15 protein-coding genes are annotated in these 20271 nt (G+C 44.0%); 8 read left to right on the plus strand and 7 right to left on the minus strand.

Going from position 1 to position 20271, the window contains the following annotated elements; genetic code table 11:
* The first annotated feature begins 109 nt into the window (after positions 1-109).
* Positions 110-1069: a cytochrome c gene (locus tag ACX0G7_RS07270; protein WP_458922775.1), complete on the plus strand. Its 960-nt coding sequence runs from the start codon at positions 110-112 to the stop codon at positions 1067-1069.
* A gap of 67 nt (positions 1070-1136) precedes the next feature.
* On the opposite strand, the gene ACX0G7_RS07275 is transcribed toward ACX0G7_RS07270, so the two are convergent.
* Positions 1137-3473 carry a glycoside hydrolase family 3 protein gene (locus ACX0G7_RS07275; RefSeq protein WP_458922776.1) on the minus strand — a complete coding sequence of 779 codons (2337 nt, stop codon included), beginning with the start codon at positions 3471-3473 and terminating at the stop codon, positions 1137-1139.
* Positions 3474-4025: 552 nt separating this feature from the next.
* On the opposite strand from ACX0G7_RS07275, the gene ACX0G7_RS07280 reads away from it, so the two are divergent.
* Positions 4026-5084: an ice-binding family protein gene (locus tag ACX0G7_RS07280; RefSeq protein WP_458922777.1), complete on the plus strand. Its 1059-nt coding sequence runs from the start codon at positions 4026-4028 to the stop codon at positions 5082-5084.
* Positions 5085-5198: 114 nt separating this feature from the next.
* Here the strand turns inward: ACX0G7_RS07280 and ACX0G7_RS07285 are convergent, their stop codons facing one another.
* A complete protein-coding gene (locus tag ACX0G7_RS07285; protein ID WP_458922778.1) occupies positions 5199-5792 on the minus strand; it encodes a hypothetical protein in 594 nt (197 codons plus the stop codon).
* A gap of 320 nt (positions 5793-6112) precedes the next feature.
* Between ACX0G7_RS07285 and ACX0G7_RS07290 the strand changes: the two genes are divergently transcribed.
* Positions 6113-6724 carry a peptidylprolyl isomerase gene (locus tag ACX0G7_RS07290; protein ID WP_458922779.1) on the plus strand — a complete coding sequence of 204 codons (612 nt, stop codon included), beginning with the start codon at positions 6113-6115 and terminating at the stop codon, positions 6722-6724.
* Between the two features lie 9 nt (positions 6725-6733).
* A complete protein-coding gene (locus tag ACX0G7_RS07295; RefSeq protein WP_458922780.1) occupies positions 6734-7570 on the plus strand; it encodes a GNAT family N-acetyltransferase in 837 nt (278 codons plus the stop codon).
* A 24-nt stretch (positions 7571-7594) separates the two neighbouring features.
* Here ACX0G7_RS07295 and ACX0G7_RS07300 read toward each other — a convergent pair whose 3' ends face one another.
* Positions 7595-10030: a CehA/McbA family metallohydrolase gene (locus ACX0G7_RS07300; RefSeq protein ID WP_458922781.1), complete on the minus strand. Its 2436-nt coding sequence runs from the start codon at positions 10028-10030 to the stop codon at positions 7595-7597.
* Positions 10031-10272: 242 nt separating this feature from the next.
* Between ACX0G7_RS07300 and ACX0G7_RS07305 the strand changes: the two genes are divergently transcribed.
* The 4 genes from ACX0G7_RS07305 to ACX0G7_RS07320 all read left to right on the plus strand — a co-directional run bounded on the left by ACX0G7_RS07305 (position 10273) and on the right by ACX0G7_RS07320 (position 15745).
* Positions 10273-11319: an aldo/keto reductase gene (locus ACX0G7_RS07305; protein ID WP_458922782.1), complete on the plus strand. Its 1047-nt coding sequence runs from the start codon at positions 10273-10275 to the stop codon at positions 11317-11319.
* A gap of 138 nt (positions 11320-11457) precedes the next feature.
* Positions 11458-12006, plus strand: coding sequence for a hypothetical protein (locus ACX0G7_RS07310; protein ID WP_458922783.1), 549 nt, complete (start codon positions 11458-11460; stop codon positions 12004-12006).
* 127 nt (positions 12007-12133) lie between these two features.
* Positions 12134-14641 (plus strand): excinuclease ABC subunit UvrA, encoded by a 2508-nt coding sequence (uvrA, locus tag ACX0G7_RS07315; RefSeq protein ID WP_458922784.1) that lies wholly within the window; start codon positions 12134-12136, stop codon positions 14639-14641.
* 318 nt (positions 14642-14959) lie between these two features.
* Entirely contained in the window at positions 14960-15745 is a 786-nt protein-coding gene (locus ACX0G7_RS07320) for a cupin domain-containing protein (protein WP_458922785.1), read from the plus strand.
* Positions 15746-15839: 94 nt separating this feature from the next.
* Here the strand turns inward: ACX0G7_RS07320 and ACX0G7_RS07325 are convergent, their stop codons facing one another.
* The 4 genes from ACX0G7_RS07325 to ACX0G7_RS07340 form a co-directional block, all read right to left on the minus strand.
* Complete coding sequence (locus ACX0G7_RS07325) at positions 15840-16388, minus strand: dioxygenase family protein (RefSeq protein ID WP_458922786.1); 549 nt, start codon at positions 16386-16388, stop codon at positions 15840-15842.
* A gap of 167 nt (positions 16389-16555) precedes the next feature.
* Positions 16556-17443 carry a dienelactone hydrolase family protein gene (locus tag ACX0G7_RS07330; protein ID WP_458922787.1) on the minus strand — a complete coding sequence of 296 codons (888 nt, stop codon included), beginning with the start codon at positions 17441-17443 and terminating at the stop codon, positions 16556-16558.
* Positions 17444-17549: 106 nt separating this feature from the next.
* Positions 17550-18167, minus strand: coding sequence for a hypothetical protein (locus ACX0G7_RS07335; RefSeq protein WP_458922788.1), 618 nt, complete (start codon positions 18165-18167; stop codon positions 17550-17552).
* A 9-nt stretch (positions 18168-18176) separates the two neighbouring features.
* Positions 18177-20123: an adenylate/guanylate cyclase domain-containing protein gene (locus tag ACX0G7_RS07340; protein WP_458922789.1), complete on the minus strand. Its 1947-nt coding sequence runs from the start codon at positions 20121-20123 to the stop codon at positions 18177-18179.
* Between the last annotated feature and the right edge of the window lie 148 nt (positions 20124-20271).

The following is a 20271-nucleotide window of genomic DNA, read 5'->3' on the forward strand; positions in this document are numbered from 1 at the left end:
CCATACATCGATCTGCCTGATTCATGCTTTGATTTACTCAACATAAGCAAATTGTCATTTACATGGCTATGCGCCGATTTTATCTTCGCCCCACCTTAAAACACCTCCAATGATCAAAAAAATCTTCAAGTGGACCGGCGCCCTTGTCTTACTGATTATAATCTGCGTCAGTGCAGTTGTACCTTTCCGTCAGAATCTTACCTATGAGGCTCCCTATCCTGAATTGACTGCTTCAAAAGATACTGCAGTGATATCCAGGGGAAGAGAACTTGTACTGGGTGCGGCTCACTGTGTAGACTGCCATAGCACTAAGAGAGCGGATCCACTGACAGGCATTGATGCGGAACCGGTGTTATCAGGAGGAGTAAAGTTTGCTTTACCGGTTGGGGAGGTCTACTCGAAAAACATTACCCCGGATTCAGCTACAGGCATTGGAAAAAGGACTGACAAAGAAATCGCACGTGTGCTTCGTTATGGGGTTCATGCCAATGGCACTGCGGTTTATGATTTTATGCCCTTTCACAATATGACGGATGAGGACCTGGTCAGTGTGATTTCTTACCTGCGGAGTTTGAAACCTGTACGTAATGAGGTGCCCGAAAATCATCTGAATGTTGTTGGCAACATGGTCAAAGCATTTATGGTGAAACCGGTTGGGCCTGATGGTGAAATACCGAAATCCATTAAAAGAGATACTTCAGCGGCCTATGGCAAATACCTGGCGGTGAGTATTGCAAACTGCAGCGGATGCCACACTAAAAGGGATATTTCCGGCGCCTACACCGGTGAGCCATTTGCGGGTGGCGGAGCATTTGACGAAAAAGAAGGTACTTTTCTTCCACCAAATCTGACTCCTCATTTCACGGGTCGTATATGGCAATGGAGCCAGGAGGCATTTATAAAAAGGTTCAGGGCAGGGAAACTTCTCGAAGGCACACCAATGCCATGGAATTCATTTAAACGCATGTCTGATGATGAACTCAAGGCCATTTATAATTACCTGCAAACCATAAAGCCAGTAAACAACCCATCTACCGCTACGTTTATTCCAAAGAAGGAAACGGAATAATGGTTAATAGCCTGGAACCCTTAACCATTGGTGAGCGGCATAAAAGCCGCTCACTAGCGTAAATACATCAGCGCTTTTGTTTATATTTCGCGGTCCTGGTGTCATTGATCACTCCTTTGAAATTGAGACCGAATCCAAAATCATATTTATTCCCTTCGGAATCAACATAACAATCCATATCATGCGGCACATCTTCTTTTTGCTCTTCTACCGTTTTCATATTCGCCGGCAATTGAATGGGCAGAAGGCCCGATGGATTGGCCGCGCCTGAAATGATGTCGAGCAATGCCTGGTCCTGCACTCCAAAACTTACAATAATACCAGGCACTTCTTTTTCAAATTCCGCGGGTACAAATGGATTTGATAAAGCAAGGGCAACGATTACCGGTTTAGTGCCCATCGCCGTTTTTGTGTCAAGTATTGTTTTCAGATCAGCATTGTTTGCGGCAGTCAGGGTCTTACCCTTATAGGAACGATTTGTCACCGCCGGATCGATCACGGGATCGCCTGCTGCTATACTTTGAGCGCGCGCATGGTCTGCCACATAAGGTCCATATTGCAGGCTGATAGGCACATAACCAGTTCCACCACTGGCCTTATCTTCTTTATTATAGCCAACTCCCCCATCCGGTCCTTTTACAAATACCAGCGCCACATCCGCTTTTGCCGGATCATCGGTTATCCTAAAATATTTTTTTACCAGCTCCATATTCACAGGATAATCAAGTTTCTCAGGTGTAGTGTTACCGAACCAATCCCTGCCTGCAGGGGTCAGTCTTTTTGGAATATAAATTGTTTTTGTTTTTGCAACCGGTAGCACTGCCCCTTTGTTTTTCAGCAACACCACTGACTTCAACTGTGCTTCATAGCCAGCCTTCATAAACTCAGGTTTTCCAACTATAGTTGTCGAAGATGACGGATCGATATAAGAATTTTCAAAGAGTCCGACCTGGAAGATATTCCTTAGCAACCTGACTGCAGATTTTTCGAAGCGCTGACGCATAAACGCTTCGCCATGTTCCTTTACACCCATTTGATAAGCTTCCAGTATCGGTGCTGCCGCATTGTTACCACCAAACTGATCAACTCCGGCCATCAGGACCTTGTAGTGCCTTTGTGCGACACTAAGCGTTTCTACTCCCCACGACTTTCCTGCAAATATATCGGGTGTTTTCCCTTCATTTCCTGTTACTCCCCAGTCAGTACAAACCACACCATCGTAATTGTATTTTGTTCTTAACAGATCCGTGATAAGATACTTGTTGTATGCGTTTCCCACGTTTTCTGAATATTTTTTATCCTGGTTAAATGAAATAGTATAGTAAGGCATGAGCGCTGAAGCGATTTTTGTTTTACCTGATAATTTAAATGCTCCATCTACAAAAGGAACCAGTTGAGTTTCGAAATTATTACCCGGATAAACCGCAAACTTGCCATAAGCAAAATGCCCATCCCTGCCAGCTTCTTCCGGACCACCCCCGGGCCAGTGCTTCACCATGGCATTCACACTTTGATAGCCCCAGCCATCTTTTATTTCATCTTTACCTGTTGAAGTTTGAAATCCATCAATATAAGCTTTCGCCATGTCGGCAGCAAGTCTTGGATCCTCACCAAAGGTTCCATTGAGACGGCTCCATCTTGGTTCAGTACCCAGATCAACCTGGGGTGAAAGCGCAGTGGCTATTCCAAGCGCCCTGTATTCCATTGCAGCGATCTTTCCAAATCGTTGTACAGTGGCCGGATCAAAGGTAGCTGCCATGCCTAATGCTTCGGGCCACATCGAAATGGCACCGCCCGCACCAGCATTGTATTCAGTACTTGCTACTGCATTATGACGCGGATCGGAACTGTTGTTTGCAGGGATGCCCTTGCCAAGACCTTCAACAAAAGCCTGAACATTATTATTCCAGCCTGCAGCAACTGCCGGGCTTTGGAATCTTGTTACAAGTACATGGCGCAGGTTATCTTCAGCCAGGAATTTTTTCTGCTGGTCGGTAAGATCTGATGGCTTTGCGCCGCTTTCCGGGAACGGTTTACCATTATAGGTAGCTGCACCAAATCCTCTCGGATTGGCAGGTATAGCCTGGTGACCGCTATACAACATAAGTCCGGCGATTTCTTCGATGGTTAACTTTGAAGCCAGGTCGGCCGCCCTTTCTGATGCAGATAAACGCCAGTCTTCGTATTTATCAAGTTTGCCATTTTTATTAAGATCCTTAAACTGCAGCCCATTTACAACCAGCAGCTTTATGCCTGAAGCCAGAGAGTACCCAAGCGTAGGACCATTTTTGTTTGCGACCGTTTTAAAATTGATTATCTGTGATGAATCCTTTTGCTGGGCACTGACATCACCATAACATGCAACCAGGGAAATGAAAGTGAGTGCAATTTTTGAACGAAGCATGAACATAGCAGCAATTGTATTTTTTGAATAAATAAGACTATTGCAGACGAAATTAACCCGAATCTCCCCATGATAACAGAAAATAGACATAACCGGAAAATCCTGCGACGTAACCCCTGAACTATGGGTAAATCCCAAAACGTTTTTTAGCTACGCTCAATTTACACTTAGACGCAAGCAAATGCCCTTCAGATGGTTTTTCTTATAGTGAGCCAATCATCTATCGTATTAAAATGTTTATTTCCTTTTGGCACCAGGTTTCTGCAATACTCCTGAACTTATTCCGTTTGACTGGTGATTCCAACATGGTGGCGTCCCTTATGAACGATAATTGAATACACGATGGCTTCTTTTAGAAAATTTAATTTTCTGTGATCATCAAAACAGCCATTATTCCTGCAGTTCAAAATAGCCAATTGCTGCAACAAAGGCTAATCTTATTCAGCAAAGAGTAACAAAAAATCAACAGATTCTTATTTAATGTTTTAAGTAGAAAAATCTTAAGACGTCTCACCATGTTCAATTTTGTATCACTATAAAATCAGCAACTCTATGAATGTATTAAAAATCTCTGCCCTGTTAACAATGATTTCGATTTTTGGATGTGATAAGAACGACGAGGAATTTGAGAAAAGCCCGGTTGTTGCTTTCTCTGATCAATCGGATAACATCACCGGAGTATCCCGTAACAAGGAGATCAGTTTCACATTTAGTGAAGAGATGGATGCTGCTACCATCAATAGTTCGACATTTACGCTTATGAAAGGTTCAACCAGGATAGATGGCACGATCAGTTACTCAGACAAAACGGCGACGTTTGTGCCATTAGTTCTTTTAGAAGCTGCTACCACATACACAGCTACCATAACTACCGGAGCGAAAAGTGTTTCGGGAAAAGCACTTGCAAACAATGCGGCCTGGAGTTTCACAACAGGCGGCAGTATCAACACACTGGCCGCAGTTGACCTGGGAGCTGCTGGAAATTATGTTATAATCGCAAAAACAGCGATCAATAATAGTGCAACTTCGGCAATCACCGGTGACCTGGGTTTAAGTCCTGCGGCCACTTCCTATATTACCGGTTTTTCGTTAACTGACGCCACAGGTTATGCAACATCAGCGCAGATAACCGGAAAAGTTTATGCCGCAGACATGGCGGTACCAACTCCCGGCAATATGACAACTGCTGTCGGAAACATGCTTACTGCTTACAATGATGCAGCAGGCAGACCATTACCCGACTTTACAGAACTGGGCAGCGGAAATATCGGGGGAAAAACTTTATTACCGGGATTGTATAAATGGACAGGTAGTGTAACAGTACCTTCGGACTTAACAATTTCAGGCGGTGCAAACGATATCTGGATATTTCAGATTGCAGGAAACCTTTCTGTCAGTGCCGCTAAAAATATAATATTAAGTGGTGGAGCCCAGGCAAAAAATATCTTCTGGCAGATAGCCGGTCAGGCGACTTTTGGAGCTACCTCACATATTGAGGGCAATTTATTATCTATGACAGGTATAACATTTCAAACTGGTGCCTCTTTAAAAGGACGTGCGCTTGCACAGACAGCAGTTATCCTTGACGCAAATGCAATAGTAACACCGTAATTATTTTCATAAGCTTCAAAACGGCCACCTTATTAAGGTGGCTTTTTTTATTCTGGTCAAAAAAAAATTATGTTGATCAGAATAAAAAATAGAAGGCTTTTTATCGCTGATACATTATTTTGACTTTGGCGGACTGATCATAATATGTGCGCCATGAGTTGCCGGATGCATCAACCAGGGCATACCGGGAGCGGCTGGTTTTAAAGGAAGACCAGTGGTTTCAGGGGTGGCGTATGGAATGTAAACTACAGACCGGATATAACCATCAGTCACTTCTCCTGTGGTCTTGTTATAATTTTCATTTGAAGCTGTATATACGAATAAAGTAGTTGGCTGTGTCGGCATCTTCAGTTTTCCTGACTTCACTTCTGCCTCTCTTGCATCAAATATCGCTTGCATGTCCTTACCTTCTTTTTTCAATGCCCTTCCTCTTTCCATGAAAGGCTCAAGATCTTTGTGATAACAGGCAACAGAAAAACCAGCCTGCGCCGGATCATCAGCCAGGCAAATAAATTCATTTGTGCCTTTTTTAAGAACTACCAGGTCACCCTTTTCAGAATAACCATAAACCATGGCCCCGTCTTTTTTCTCCGCCGGCGCAGCCAGCAAAGCCCCCTTTATCTGCAATTCGGCACTCGGAACAGAAGTTTGTGCGCTACAGGCAAGGGCAAGGTGGAAAGCAGCAAAAGTTAAATATGCTAGTTTCATAATAGTGATGGTTTTGAGTTTTCAGTCATCCTAAAGTTAATGGAAGATTTCCGACCCCCATTAAAATTGATGTAGAAAGACCATTTAATACATTCAGCAGAATGCCAAAAAACCCGCTATTACAATTTTTACTCGGAAAGCGGCGCTTATACATGGCAATATGATTATTTTAGAATAAATTAACTATTGAAACACCGATCGACGCCGGCCCGGGCAATCTGAAATGTAGCTAATTCGGTATCTTTATTCTTACAACAAGATTGATTTCATTCACTCAGGTGGCATCATAAACAATCCGCCACAACTCAAAAAGTAGACATATGAAAAATAGCCTTGTGGGCTTATTCCTCCTGATTTCAGTAACGCTTTTTGCTCAGCCAACTGTAACCGAGCAATTTCAGAAGATCAATACCATGCAGGACGCTCAAAAATTCATTGATGCAAATCCTGCCCTTAAACCAACGATTTATAAATTGTCATGGGGCAAAGATTCTTCGATGCTTGAGAAACGTCTTTTGCGACAAAAAAAGGGCGACATCGTAAACGTTGGATATGTTACCTATAAAATACTCGAGGGCACAGAGACAGTAGCATATCGGGCAAATTATATTTTCCTGGATGGTGGAACTTTATCGAATTCAGAAGTAGATAGTCTGAAAAAAATCATTGTGGCTAAAGCAAATGCGGGTGCTTCTTTTGAAGAGCTTTCAGATCAATATACTATGGATGGAAATACTACCAAGGGTGATACCGGTTGGTTTTTTGGTCCTGAAATGATGCCAAAGGAATTTGAAGATGCGGTTAAAAACCATAAAAAGGGAGACCTCTTTTTTGTTGATGTTTCAGCCCAGAACTGGCATTATATCGTAAAGAAAACCTACGACGACCAGGTTAAGAAAGATATTACTGTTCTTCGCGCTAACGGCCGGTAACAAATACAAATGGCCCTGGAGATACATCCTCTTGTAAAAGAGGATTTGCATTTATTAGCAGCTTTACAGCCCGAGGGATGGGGAAGTATATTGCCCGCGCATGAAATCTATCTTCAATCTTCGTGCAGTTTCCCGCTTAAGTTTACGGAGGATGATAACCTTGTTGGCTTAGGCACGACTATTATTCACCATGACTCAGCATGGCTGGCGCATATTATTGTTCATCCCGGAATGCGAAAAAAGGGGATAGGAAAGCTGATCACAAAAACATTGATGGATGTTGCATTTTCAAGTCACTGTGATTTATTATCGTTGATTGCTACAGATCTTGGAGAACCTGTTTATTCGAAGCTTGGGTTTGAGACTGATACAGAATATGTTTTTTATAAAGCAGGGGAAACTAAAGGAGTCGGACAACAACCATTGCCTAAACAGACTGACAGTCTCAGTCTTCATGATCATATTGAACCCTATCAGCCGGGCTTCAAAGCTGAATTACTTGCATTAGACAAACAGGTTTCTGGGGAAGACAGGGCTTTGTATTTACAGGATCATCTGGATCATGGGATTTTATATTTCGATAACCGTGTCCTTGAGGGATTTTATTTACCTTCTGCCGGTGAGGGGATGATATCAGCCACTACATCTACCGCAGGCATAACATTGATGGAACTCCGGAAAACAAAAGATGTATTTATATTCCCGGTTGATAATATTATTGCCAGGCAATACTGTGAGCGAAAGCATTTATATCCGTTCCGGACTGCAAAACGTATGGTTCTCGGAAAGAGAAGACAATGGCACCCCGAATGGATTTACAACAGAATTGGCGGGAATCTTGGCTGACATTGGTTTTAAGATTTGAACATTTTATTGGTTTGCACTATTTATGATGCGGTCATAAATAATGCGTGCGGCTTTATAAGCTTGTTCCGCTGCTTGTTTTTCACTTTTCCTGATATTTGGTTCTTTTGTTTTCCAGCATTGATCAACAGCCTGCCTGCACCATTCCGCGCTTTTTTTTAACCCGATTGGTTTGTTATCTACAATTACAAATACCGGATTTGTATGTGCAGCCGGATAGATCCGGATCGCTACCCAGGCAGATTGTTGAAGTTTATAGTCGAAACTGATATCGCTCCATTTACCATCTGCAGCGATTTCCGACCTGCCTTTGGACTCCCCGTTTACAATAAGTTCAACCGGAACTTTGCGTGAACTGTTAATTCTCGCCCTTTCAGTATTCCAGTATGGCGGTTCTGTTAATGGTTTTGCCGCAATTTCTGAAGCAGCCTCATCCTGCTGTCCGGAAAGATAGGCGGTTGCCTTAGCCTTTACTTTTACGGTCTCCCCGGCTGTAATTTTCAGTTCGCTGTTACCTACACCCATTTCCGTTTCGTTCACGGTAAAATCAATGATATGTGATCTTCCATCAGAAACATAACTCCGGCCGGATTTAATAGCCTTTATGTACCCCTCATAACTTAACCCATTACCTGTCTTGAAATAACTCCTGGCCAGCCCGACCCTTTCATCGAAAATGCATGGGAAATCCGTTTCGCCGCTGAGCCTGGTTCTGAAACCGGAATTAAGTGTATGGTACCACATGTTTAACTCCCAGGGAGCGGGCGTATCTCCTGCACTGAAAAAATCAACTTTGCCCTGTGTCACAGTAACCACATATTCATTGGCACCAATGCCATCCATTTTTGGCAGTATATAATTTGGTAATTCTGTTGTTGATGTAATTGGTTCGAGACCCCAGCCTGAATGAGCATAACCCGTAAGTCCACCCTGACCCTGCGCCCAGTCAAGCACAGGCAAGGTCCAGCTGGGCCAGTCTTCTATGGTTTTAGTGCCAGGATAGTCATCTTCATCAAGGTCAAGCAAAACAATATGCCCCGCATGGGAAGACGGAAACCCTGAAACTTCAACATCATAACGCATAAGAGTACCCGTAGTGGACAATGAACTCAATTTTCCTGTGAAATATTTCTTCTGATTATACCAACCCGGACCCCATGATAAAACTGTTGACATATCCAGGCCCTCGCCTAATGATTGCCGGAACATAGCAGGTGGTGCAACTCCCTCTTCCGGGCTTTCATAATGGCTGCAGCCGGCTGCATGAATATGATGGTCTGCACTGTACCATCCCAGGGAAGCCAGGTTAATCCACCGCTTCAAACTAAATGACTGTTGTATTTTAGCCACTCCTTTAGGTACTTCCAGTCCTATAGTTTGTGAAAGATACTCGGGGCCCCGCGTGAAGTTTACCTTGTAGGTACCGGGAGGTAACGACACATGTTCACCGTCAAAGCGGTAAACCTGGGGCTGAAAATAAAAATCCGGGTACTCATCTGTCTCAGCCATTCTTCGTGATGGTAAAGGATAAATTCCGACCAGTCTTTTAGAAAGCACCCCAAACTCATTTTGGGCAAAGGTTAACCTATAATTTTTTGTCTGCAGTCGTTGAATACTATCAGTAATGGTAAATGATCCCATTGCTGGTCTGCCCTCTTCATCCTTTAGTATAAGTTCTACTGTTACCGATGGCTTTATTGTAAACAAAACACTCATAGCATTTCTGAATGCAAGGTCTTTGGTGCCCTGACCTATGCTGAAACCAAGGTTAACTTCACGCTGGCCACTATCACGGCTGTATAATTGCACTATGCCGTATTCAAGTTTCAGTCCTGAAAGTTTTGGCTCGAGAGGGCGGTTCCGGTACATCCCGATTTCAAGAAAACGATTGGCAACATCGCCACTATCAAGGTGATGGGAAGGCTTTGCACGTGCATCATTTTGCGATCCATGAAACATAGGAGCAGCATTGGCACTTTCAACTTCAAGCTGCGAAGTTGCCCCCGATTCGTTTTGAATTTTTATAAGGAAACTTGTCCAGCCACCCTGGATCAGAACAGGTTCGGCGGCACCCCTTTTAATCATCACCCTGGCTTCCGGGTTGATATTTACTCCTGCAATGCAATATGGATCAAGTATCTGCTGGACCTCTTTCACCAATTCAGGTCCGGGCTTTTTCTTTTTTAATTCCATCAACCGCTCCCGGTCTTCCTTGTTTAAAGAACTACCAAGAAATTGCAGAGCCTGATCAATTCGCAATGCCTGGGAGATCAATGGCTGCGGTTCAACATTCTCAACTATTTCCCAGGGAGTATTGCTATTCTTTGCTTTTTCATGATCATGCTGTCCACATGCAAGCACAGGTAGAAAAATAACAAGCAGGTAATAGTATGGCAGATTCAGAAATTGATTGATTGTGCAATATTGTTTTCGTGGTTGCATAACTGCTGGTTTATATTTCAAAAACTGTATACAGAGATGATTATTTTTTCGAAAACTGCTTATTAAATGTAAGAATTTAGAATAGACTTGTGGACACACTCTATCGTCGTTTGCGCGGGGAGTGGTAACTGGCCTGGAGTAGGTATTTTGAACACAGGGAATCGATATCTTTGAAATTGTTGCATAAACGTTTCGAAAAGCAAATTGAACCAGGTTTAATTGAATTCACTTATACTACAAAAATGGAATACAGACAATTGGGAAACTCAGGTCTTAGAGTGCCGGTATTAAGTTTTGGCACCGGAACCTTTGGAGGAGGAAATGATTTTTTCAAAGCATGGGGATCTACAACAGTTGATGAAGCAAAGACCCTTGTGAATCTTTGTCTTGATTCGGGCGTCAATCTTTTCGATACGGCCAACGTTTATTCGCGCGGTGCTTCAGAAGAGATTTTGGGCCAGGCCATAAAAGGATTAAGAAATAAACTGTTGATCTCAACAAAAGTAACCTTTCCCATGACGGACGAGGTCAACGATTTTGGTTCGTCGCGCTTCAATATCATCAAATCCTGTGAGGAGAGTCTAAGACGATTGGGTACCGATCATATCGACATTTATCACATGCACGGATTCGATGCCAACACCCCAATGGAAGAAACGCTGAAAACTTTAGACAATTTAATACAAAGCGGGAAAGTCCGCTATATAGCCTGCTCTAATTTTTCGGGTTGGCATTTAATGAAATCACTCTCAGTTTCAGAACGCCATGGCTGGTCAAAATACATCGCCCAGCAGACCTATTATTCCTTACTTAACCGTGACTATGAATGGGAATTGATGCCCCTGGGTATAGACCAGAAAATTGGTGCCATAGTCTGGAGTCCTTTAGCCAGCGGAAAGCTAACCGGTAAATATCGCAGGAACCAGCCATTTCCTGAAGACGCGAGAGTCGCCCAGGGCGGTAGCCCCGTATTGAACACAACAGCTGATGATCTTCGCCTGTTTGATATCGTGGACGTACTGGATGAGCTGGCGCAGGAAACAGGTAAAACCCCATCCCAGATTGCGCTGAATTGGTTGCTGCAAAGGCCAACCGTCGCAAACATTATCATCGGGGCCAGGGATGCTGAGCAACTAAAGCAAAACCTCGCTGCAGTAGGGTGGAATCTTACTTTAGAGCAGGTGAAAAGGCTTGACAAAGCCAGTGAGATCCAGCCCCCTTATCCGTACTGGCACCAAAATCAGTTTCCCATGTTAAATGCAGCTGCAAAACTTTACGTGAGTAAATGAACTGCAGGATATGGACGTTTTTGACAGACAGTACAAATAAAAGGTCCGCACTGATTAAAAGAGTCGCACTTGTTAAAATGAGAATTTTAAGCTAATTATGTCTGAATAACTGTTATTTTAGAGGATAATCTTCAGGGAATGCGAGTACTGTTGTTAATTTTTGGATGCCTGTTTTTTCTTGCAGGAAGCGCTCAACAGGGTGTGCCTCTGGGTATTATGAATAATACACAGATGGGCGGTTTTCCTCATTTTAGTCAACAAACGGACAGCAACACTTTAAACAGGAAATGGTCACTGAATAAATATGCGGGCATTTCAAGTAGTTTTGGATTTTATAATGGTGGTAGCACCTCGATGATATCGGCCCCTGTGGGACTACAGCTAAACCGCATGTTATCTAAGAATTTATATGCATTTGCCGGAGTATCGGTAGCTCCTTCTTATTTTACCTATAATCGTTCATTCAACGACTTCAACATCTATAAAACCAATCCTGGCAATTCGCGGATCAATTCAAATGGTTTTGGCATCTATTCAAGAGTTGAAGCCGGCTTGATGTATATAAATGATGAGAAAACCTTCTCTATCTCTGGCAGCATTGGTATGGACAGAAGTACCTACCCCATTTATCCTGCAAACAGCCGGGTTAACAGAACCACTCAGCAGCCTTTTGTTGGTTCGAGATAAATACTGCTTAGAATTTACCATTTCTATATTGGGGTGAATCAGCGAGCAAAAATGATGCAACATCATGCTCCGGAGATTTCGTTACCGCAGTCAATACCTAAGGCACAATCTTTGAATTTGACTAAAGATGAGTGTTTCCACTAAACCGGGTTTTGTTCATATCAAAGGAGCCCGCGAACACAATCTGAAAAATGTGAGCCTGGACATTCCACGTGATGCTATGGTTGTTTTCACCGGCATCTCAGGATCAGGAAAATCATCATTAGCATTCGGAACTTTATATGCTGAAGCACAGCGCCGATACCTGGAATCGGTATCCCCTTATGCACGCAGGTTGTTCCACCAGATGTCAATTCCCGATGTAGACGAAATCGATGGGCTGCCCCCCGCCGTAGCTTTACAACAGCAAAGAGGAGCAGCTACAACAAGATCGTCAGTAGGCAGCGTAACGACCTTATCAAACCTGCTTCGGATGTTGTATTCAAGGGCTGGGCAATATCCGAAAAAACAAACTATACTATATGCAGAATCATTCTCACCCAATACTCCCCAGGGTGCTTGCCCCCGCTGTCATGGTCTTGGGAAAATCTATGATGTCACGGAAGAGTCAATGGTGCCTGATGATAACCTCACCATTCGTGAACGGGCTATTGCGGCATGGCCTACAGCATGGCAGGGTCAAAACCTGAGGGATATCCTTGTTTCATTAGGTTATGATGTAGACAAACCCTGGAAAACACTTCCGAAGAAAGATCGCGATTGGATTCTTTTTAGTGAAGACCAGCCAGTAGTACCGGTTTATGCAGGCATAACACCTGCTGAAGTGAAGCGGGCACTAAAGCTTAAACTGGAACCAAGTTATAAAGGAACCTTCACAAGCGCGAGGCGCCATGTAATGCAAACCTTTGCAAATACCACCAGCGCCATGCTTAAGAAGCGCGCAGAACGGTATATGGTCGCCAGCCTCTGCCCTTTGTGTAAAGGCAAAAGATTAAGAAAAGAGTCACTATCCGTAAAGTTCGCGGGTTATGATATATACGAGATCGGGGGATTGACAATGGAGCGTTTATATGAATTATTAATGCCTTACATTAAGCCGGATAACCAGCAGCTGCCTGAGGAAAAAAGATTAGTCATACAACGAATTACCGAAGATGTTACAACGCGGCTAAGCGTGCTTTTGCGACTTGGCCTGGGATACCTTTCATTAGACAGAAGCACACCCACATTATCGCCAGGTGAATTACAACGGCTTCGTTTGGCAACCCAGGTGCGGGCTAATTTATTTGGAGTAGTGTATGTATTGGATGAGCCATCAGCCGGTCTTCATCCTGCAGACACCGAAGCATTGCTTGAAGCTCTTGACGCTTTGAAAGCCGCAGGCAATTCTCTTTTCGTGGTTGAGCATGATCTTAATGTAATCCGTCATGCAGACTGGATCGTAGATGTAGGACCAGGTGCCGGTCAGAATGGTGGTGAGATTATTTACAGTGGCGAGTTGAGCGGACTGGTGCATATTAAAAAATCGATTACACGTAAATATCTTTTCCAGGAAGAACAACATCAGTCATCATCGCAACGTAATCCGACAGGATGGTTGCAGTTAAAAGACGTAACAAGGAACAACCTTCATGGTCTGAATGCCAAATTCCCGCTTGGGGTGTTTACAACTGTGACAGGAGTATCGGGATCAGGTAAGTCAAGCCTGGTGAGCCAGGCATTGATTGAATTAGTTTCGACTCATCTTGGTCATGAGAAGGAAGTTGAAGAAAAAGACATTTTCAGTGAAGATGCCCCTGCAACTCTAAGTGGTGACGTTATCGGCGGACTGGAAACAATTACCCGGCTTGTGCAGGTTGATCAAAAATCCATAGGACGTACTCCCCGTTCAAATCTGGCGACTTATACCGGCATGTTTGATCATGTAAGAAAGATTTTCGCAGGCACGGATATGGCGCGTCAACGAAAATATGATGCCGGGAGATTTTCTTTTAATGTGGCAAAAGGAAGATGCCCCAATTGCGAAGGTGAAGGTTTTGTTATGATAGAATTATTGTTTCTACCGAGTGTTTATTCCCCTTGCCCGGTTTGCCACGGAACACGTTATAACAACCAGACCCTTGAAATAACATACAACAAAAAAAATATCGCAGACGTTCTGACTATGACCGTCGATCAGGCCCATGAATTCTTTGCAGACGAAACGGGTATCTGCAAATCACTGACAGTATTAAAAGAGGTAGGGCTGGGCTACCTGAGACTTGGCCAGCCGGCCACTGAACTTTCCGGTGGGGAAGCACAGCGCATTAAACTTGCTACGGAATTACAACGTGTCGGACGCGGAAATACTTTGTACATCCTTGACGAGCCAACTACCGGTTTGCATCCCCATGATATAGTTAAATTGATGACACAGCTACATGGACTTGTTGACTCAGGGAACACAGTGATTGTGGTAGAACATAACATGCGGGTGGCAGCTGGCAGTGACTGGGTTATTGATATGGGTCCTGGTGCGGGTGAAAAAGGGGGAAAAATACTTGTCCAGGGCAGACCGGTCGATGTAGCCGCCCATCAGGCAAGTGTAACGGCAAACTACCTGCGCCGGTACCTCCGTGAAGCGTTGACAGAATAAATTCAATCCAGTTTCAATCACCCTGCCCAGATAACCCACAACGTCCCAATCAGGTTCCTGCCAGGTAAGAGCCCACACAAATTTTGTCTCACAAACATGCAGAGTTTATGGTTTCGTTCATTTTATAATTAGCTTGCTTGTTCAGGGACTTTATTTATAAAATAATACATAGTAAAAAACGGATATCAATCACCCATTTCAAAAATTAAGTTGTCGTTATATTAGTCACGAGGTAATCGCCGGTCGGAGTAAAACTCCTCCCTTTTATTTTATCATCAGATTGCCAGCTGAAGTAATTTGTTCTTTCAAACACTAAATATGCAAAAAACGATTCTTGCTCTTTCTATCGCAATAATTTTGAACACCTCCGCTATCATGTCCCAGGTATTGGATTCATTGCCGTCGAAGGTTTACCATCTGAAATCCTTAAATGCAACAAAAACAGCACCGAAGACAACCGTGCCGGTAATGGAAGGCAGCACCACTTCGCTATCGCGGTTCAAAGTACACAGCACTACTATCAAACCGGGACTGGTTTCTCATACCCGTCATGCCCCTGCCGATATGGAAGAACTAATCATTGTAAAAGATGGAAAAGTAAAAGTCACCATAAGGGATACTACCAAAATACTTGGACGGGGCAGTATTGCTTTTTTTATGCCTGGCGAAGAACATAGTATTGAAAACGCCGACACCTCACCAGCCACATTCTATGTGCTGGAATACAAATCTAAACTGCCAGCTAATTTAGACAGGGCAAAACAAAATGGTGGTTCTTTTATGCTTGACTGGAATGAAGTCGCTTTCTATAAAAACGAAAAGGGCGGCCGGAAAAATTTTTTCAACAGGCCAACATCACAATTGGAAAAATTTGAAATGCACACCACGGCGCTTAATGCAGGACTCGAAAGCCACCCACCTCATACACACAAGCAGGAAGAAATTATTTTGATGTTAAGAGGGACTGTAAAAATTCATATTGCCGGGCAACTTTATCCCGCAGAAGCCGGCGATGTAATTTTTTATTCTTCTGGTGTGCCACATGCTTTGGTGAACACCGGAACGGAACAAGCCGAATATTTTGCATTTCAATGGAGTGATTGAGTCTACAATGAGATCAGGATTTTTACTAAATGCTGAACCCTGGCTGATCGCAAAGATTGAGAAATGTCTACCGCAATCAAATTTGAAGTTTTATCTAGATATAAATATTGAACTGCCCGTTTAGCACATCATTAGTTTTGAGTACTTCAATAATTCGGTCGGGTTCGGCGTTTCGCGCGAAATCATTGCTTATTTTAGGATCACCTTTAAAATAAATCTGGGAAGTAAGTTCCGGATAACCTTCAGCTCTTACTTTAAAATGGATGTGACGGGGCCTTGAACCGTAAGGAGGTGGGAAAATAGTAGCAAATGTATAGCTACCACTACTATCTGTTTTAACCATTCCGCGACATTTGAAGCCCTCGTTGTCATAATTTCCATGCGAATCACAATGCCAGATATCCAGCGTGGCGTTGCTAACCGGTGTTGCACAATCCGCGGCTTTGAGAATTTTTCCCTTAATAGTTAGCGGTGTTCCGCCTTGCTCTATAACATCACGCATAGGTGAACCTTTCTTATAGAAAGGTCCTTCCTGGTCCTTTTGCGTTTTACAGGATTGAGAGAAGAAACGGAAATTCATATTGGCCACTGCCCTATACAAGGGCAAAAGCGTCAGCGCAGTTAAGAATGTTTTACGTTTCATGTTCAGATCTTTTAAGTTATGAACGAATACATTGGCGGCCCTTCCGTTTCTTCTCTGATGTGCTTGTGATATACGCTAACAATAACTCAATGGCGGGTTTTGTGGTTTGCACCTTATTTAAAACTCTACCCATGTATACACAAATTAATGTTAGCGTCCCTATAACCTTATTTCAGTTTCTCTTTGAAAAAATCAACTGTTCTTGTCCAGGCAAGTTCCGCAGCTGCTTTATCAAATCGTGGAGTTGTATCATTATGAAAGCCATGGTTTGCATTCGGATAAATATAGGCCTGGTATTCTTTTTTATTTTCTTTCAGGGCCGCTTCATAAGCGGGCCAGCCTTCGTTCACCCGGGTATCCAGCTCGCCGTAATGAATCAGTAATGGCGCTTTAATCTTTGGAACATCTTCCTTTGCTGGCTGTCCGCCATAAAACGGCACAGCAGCTGCCAGTTCGGGAACCCGGACGGCCATCATGTTTGCAATCCAGCCGCCGAAACAAAAACCCACAACTCCCACTTTGCCGTTACAATCTTTGTGATTTTTCAGATACTCGTATCCTGAAATGAAATCTTCAAGCATCTCATTCCTGTCCCTTTTACTTTGCAATTCTCTTCCCTTATCGTCATTACCAGGATAACCACCGAGCGGGGTCAGGGCATCGGGGCCGATGGCAAGAAACCCGGCGAGGGCAGCTCTTCTTGTTACATCTTCGATATAGGGATTAAGACCCCTGTTTTCATGAACAACTACAATACCACCAAGTTTTCCTTTGGAATCTGCAGGCCTGGCCAGCAGCGCCTTAATTGAACCACCTCCTTTTGGCGACTGGTAGTTAATATATTCCGTGGTTAACCGCGCATCGTCTGGCTGAATCTGGATGCCGCCCTGGTAATCCGGCATCAGAAAACTCATCAGGGAGGTTACGGTAAGACCGCCAACAGCGTAGGTCGACAACTTCTGAATGAAGTCCCGGCGATCTACCCGGTTATGCGCATAGTCGTCATAAAGATCAAACACTTCCTGTTTGATGTCTTCTTTTTTAATTTCGCTCATACTGGTTGTGATGTGTTGTTTATAAATGTGGAATAATCGTCAGCCCGGAGATCAGGTATGCCCCCGAAGAAATTTATGATTGGACGACAATAGTCGAAGAAACCTGCTATTCGCTGTTTTTTACAATACCATCTGCAAGTCCCTGCCATTGCATCTTTGAAAAAATACCACGTGCACCGGTACCGACTGCTGAGTCCCGGATCTGGTCGGTGACTGACCCGGTTTGTTGATTCGGCTTGATGTTACGGTCCACGATCCAGGCATAAACCTGGTTTCCCTCGCGCGTAACTATGAAACTGCTGGTTGACTCGTTGGAATAGAAATGTGCAGTCTCATCGGGATTGCCTAGTGGATTCTCGCAAGGTCTTACCCGGAAACCGATGCTCTGCCTGTCCTCCTCTTCTTTTTCTAAAAGTTCTTCAACAAAAACCCAATCGTAACCGTCACCGGCTTTACTTCCCGGTCCCGGAACGTCGATCCGGAGATAACAGCCTTTTTGTACCCGCTCCGGACCCTCTTTTCCTTCGGGGTTTACAATGCGGAAGCTGGCACTCAGTACTCCGGCGATCCGGCCCCAGTTATTGACATCAAGCAACCGGCTTTTGGCCCTTTCATAAAAAAGTATCCCTTCAGCGGCACCGGGAAAACCGGTCTGGGCCTCAGCTTCTATCTCATTGCCGGTCTCCTGCGAGGGTATTATTTGTAAAAAATCGTTATGTTTCATAATCTGAATTTAACTGAATTCATCGACGCCCAGCTGTTGCTTGATAACACGATATCTCGGATCAGCGTCGATTCCGCTGAACATAGGGTGATCAATAAGGATGGCTACGGCACCCATACGTTTTTCAATACATTGGAACAGATGATGAAAGGTTTTGTCTTTGTCACCCAAGGCCCACCATATCATCGCGAGGTCCACATCCAGGACAACTCCGGGTTCCCGGATCTGCCGCCTGGTAATGATGTCTAATAATTCCAATGCCCTTTCACTATTTCCGAGCCTTGCATTGGCAACAGCTAATGGAGTTACTCCCTTTGATGGGTTCTTTGCCAACCGGTAAACTTCTTCAAAAATCTCGGCGGCTTTCTTCCAGTCTCCACTTGCTCCCGTGCACCATCCCTTCAACTCCAGTGCCACCCGCATTTGCGGATATATATCCAGCAACGCTTCAACTTTTTTTAATGCCAGGTCAGGTCGCCCGGAAAATAAATAGCTTTCTGCGAGATATTGGTTGATGATGGTAGACAGAGGATCTGAGAGTGCTGCTTTCTCCATGATGTCCACGGCATCTTGTTTCCGCCCGCTTATCATGAAGTAAAAACAAAGTAACTGATGAGCCCCCGTTTCCGCAGGATTAAGCTTAAGTGCTTTTTGCAAATGCTCATAAGCCTTTTTCCAGTTCCAGTCGTAGAACAAATAAGCAGAAGCTTTGGCGGAGTAACTCACTGATAGCAGGCTGTCCAGTTTGAGCGCCTTATCACTATAGTCGTGAACAATTTGAAAAGCTGCTTTGGGCTGAAGCTGGCCGGTGCCTCCCAGGAAGGCATAACAACTGGCAGCCATGCCATAGGCATGGGCATAACCCGGTTCTAGCCTTATTGCTTCTTCAAAACATTCGATAGCTTTTTTAACATCATTGGGAGTTATCTTGTTGTAGAAATGCAATCCTTTCAGAAACTGCGTGTATGCATTAATGTTATGTGTATGCACTTTAACAAGTCTTTCTTCCTGCTCACGCGCCGTAAGGTTTTCCCGGAGTTTGTTCACTATGATGCTGCTGATCTCATCCTGCAGGTCAAAGATATCTGTAAGATCGCGGTCGTAGTTTTCACTCCAGATATGATAGCCGTCAGCTGTATTGATTAACTGCGCCGTTATCCGGACGCGGTTTCCGGATCGCCGTACACTTCCTTCCAGTATCCTGTCCACATTTAATTGAATGCCTATATCCCTGATGTCTGTATTTTTCCCTTTGAAAGCGAAGGCTGACGTTCTCGAAGTAACCTGTAGTCCATCAACTTTAGTAATTGCATTCAGTAATTCTTCGGTGATGCCATCACTGAAATATTCATTTTCAGGATCAGCACTCATGTTTACAAATGGCAAAACCGCAAGGCGATTTGTAGGCTCCCTGGTTTTGCCTTTCAATGCATTTCGCGGTGGAACAACCAGGTGATTGTTATCAATCGCAAATATGCGCACCGGCCTGGTTACATTCTTCAATTCAAAGTATCCCATCTCCCGCGCTTCCAGGTTTTCCTGGTTCCGGATTTCCTCGAACACTTTTTCAGAGATAAATATGGAACCGGGAACAGCCAGCGATTCGATTCTTGATGCCAGGTTAACACCATCGCCGTAAATCGTTTCCTCCTCTATAGAAATATCACCGGTGTGGATGCCTATGCGGAGTTCGATCCTGGGTTCCTGCTGTACCGTTTTTTGGATCTCCACACCACAATAAACCGCATCAACCGCGCTGTTAAATATGCTCAGCGCACCATCGCCATAGTACTGAAGTATCTTCCCATGATGTGCAGAAACTGCAAGGGTCAGCACTTCTTTCAAGCGGCGGCGTTTTTGTGTGGCCAATTGTTCATTCTCCTGCATGAGTGCAGTATAACCGACCATATCTGAAAACATTATTGCAGCGAGCTGACGCATACGTAAATGTAGCATAGATTTAAATTGGGCCTGCAAACAAGATATCAATCCGAATTTTTTGTAAATTCAATACACTAACCTTCTCTTCGATCCAAATTTCCCTTTTCTGCCTCAAGCTGCCGTTCCTTAAGAAGCTATCCCTTTGACCGGCCATTGCCAGCCA

Source organism: Flavitalea antarctica (assembly GCF_054461535.1).

Bases quoted from the DNA above. Each gene is read 5' to 3' on its own strand.
- ACX0G7_RS07270 (WP_458922775.1), top strand. From the start codon at position 110: ATGATCAAAAAAATCTTCAAGTGGACCGGCGCCCTTGTCTTACTGATT.
- ACX0G7_RS07275 (WP_458922776.1), bottom strand. From the start codon at position 3,473: ATGCTTCGTTCAAAAATTGCACTCACTTTCATTTCCCTGGTTGCATGT.
- ACX0G7_RS07280 (WP_458922777.1), top strand. From the start codon at position 4,026: ATGAATGTATTAAAAATCTCTGCCCTGTTAACAATGATTTCGATTTTT.
- ACX0G7_RS07285 (WP_458922778.1), bottom strand. From the start codon at position 5,792: ATGAAACTAGCATATTTAACTTTTGCTGCTTTCCACCTTGCCCTTGCC.
- ACX0G7_RS07290 (WP_458922779.1), top strand. From the start codon at position 6,113: ATGAAAAATAGCCTTGTGGGCTTATTCCTCCTGATTTCAGTAACGCTT.
- ACX0G7_RS07295 (WP_458922780.1), top strand. From the start codon at position 6,734: ATGGCCCTGGAGATACATCCTCTTGTAAAAGAGGATTTGCATTTATTA.
- ACX0G7_RS07300 (WP_458922781.1), bottom strand. From the start codon at position 10,030: ATGCAACCACGAAAACAATATTGCACAATCAATCAATTTCTGAATCTG.
- ACX0G7_RS07305 (WP_458922782.1), top strand. From the start codon at position 10,273: ATGGAATACAGACAATTGGGAAACTCAGGTCTTAGAGTGCCGGTATTA.
- ACX0G7_RS07310 (WP_458922783.1), top strand. From the start codon at position 11,458: ATGCGAGTACTGTTGTTAATTTTTGGATGCCTGTTTTTTCTTGCAGGA.
- uvrA (WP_458922784.1), top strand. From the start codon at position 12,134: ATGAGTGTTTCCACTAAACCGGGTTTTGTTCATATCAAAGGAGCCCGC.
- ACX0G7_RS07320 (WP_458922785.1), top strand. From the start codon at position 14,960: ATGCAAAAAACGATTCTTGCTCTTTCTATCGCAATAATTTTGAACACC.
- ACX0G7_RS07325 (WP_458922786.1), bottom strand. From the start codon at position 16,388: ATGAAACGTAAAACATTCTTAACTGCGCTGACGCTTTTGCCCTTGTAT.
- ACX0G7_RS07330 (WP_458922787.1), bottom strand. From the start codon at position 17,443: ATGAGCGAAATTAAAAAAGAAGACATCAAACAGGAAGTGTTTGATCTT.
- ACX0G7_RS07335 (WP_458922788.1), bottom strand. From the start codon at position 18,167: ATGAAACATAACGATTTTTTACAAATAATACCCTCGCAGGAGACCGGC.
- ACX0G7_RS07340 (WP_458922789.1), bottom strand. From the start codon at position 20,123: ATGCTACATTTACGTATGCGTCAGCTCGCTGCAATAATGTTTTCAGAT.